Source organism: Cobetia sp. SIMBA_158, from assembly GCF_046566945.1.
Taxonomy (GTDB): domain Bacteria; phylum Pseudomonadota; class Gammaproteobacteria; order Pseudomonadales; family Halomonadaceae; genus Cobetia; species Cobetia amphilecti.
The window spans coordinates 1-949 of sequence record NZ_JAWJYL010000034.1 but is presented as its reverse complement, the minus strand read 5'-3'; the positions used below and the strand labels follow the sequence as shown (position 1 = coordinate 949).

Sequence of the window (949 nt, the reverse complement as noted above, 5' to 3'; positions counted from 1 at the left end):
AGAGTTGCAGCAAGCGGTCCACGCTGGTTTGCCCCAGCAGGCGAAAATCCTGTTTGATGGTGGTTAACGGCGGGATATAACATGAGCTGTCTTCGGTATCGTCGTATCCCACTACCGAGATATCCGCACCAACGCGCAGCCCGGACTCGGTAATGGCGCGCATTGCGCCCAGCGCCATCTGATCGTTGGCAACCAGCATCGCAGTGGGAACGATGCCCTCATTCAGCATTTGCATGGTTTGTTGAAAACCGGACATGGCACTCCAGTCGCCTTCCCGTTCCGCTATCGGCTGAATTTGATTGCGAGTGAGATATTTATGCCAGCCAGCCAGACGCAGACGCGCCGAGACAGAACTTAATGGGCCCGCTAACAGCGCGATTTGCTGGTGACCCAATGCGACCAGATGCTCCACGACCAGTCGCGTACCGTCTTCATGGGAGAAAATAATACTGTTGATGGGTGTCTGGTCAGAGACATCAAGAAATAACGCCGGAACATTAGTGCAGGCAGCTTCCACAGCAATGGCATCCTGGTCATCCAGCGGATAGTTAATGATCAGCCCACTGACGCGTTGCGCGAGAAGATTGTGCACCGCCGCTTTACAGGCTTCGACGCCGCTTCGTTCTACCATCGACACCACCACGCTGGCACCCAGTTGATCGGCGCGAGATTTAATCGCCGCGACAATTTGCGACGGCGCGTGCAGGGCCAGACTGGAGGTGGCAACGCCAATCAGCAACGACTGTTTGCCCGCCAGTTGTTGTGCCACGCGGTTGGGAATGTAATTCAGCTCCGCCATCGCCGCTTCCACTTTTTCCCGCGTTTTCGCAGAAACGTGGCTGGCCTGGTTCACCACGCGGGAAACGGTCTGATAAGAGACACCGGCATACTCTGCGACATCGTATAACGTTACTGGTTTCACATTCACCACCCTGAATTGACTCTCTTC

Annotated in this window: 1 protein-coding gene; it reads right to left on the bottom strand. The window is 55.3% G+C overall.

Annotated features, from left to right (window positions below; genetic code table 11):
- A partial coding sequence (lacI, locus tag R2R70_RS18825; protein WP_410978726.1) for a DNA-binding transcriptional repressor LacI occupies positions 1–922 on the bottom strand: 922 nt, incomplete at its 3' end.
- Positions 923–949: the final 27 nt, after the last annotated feature.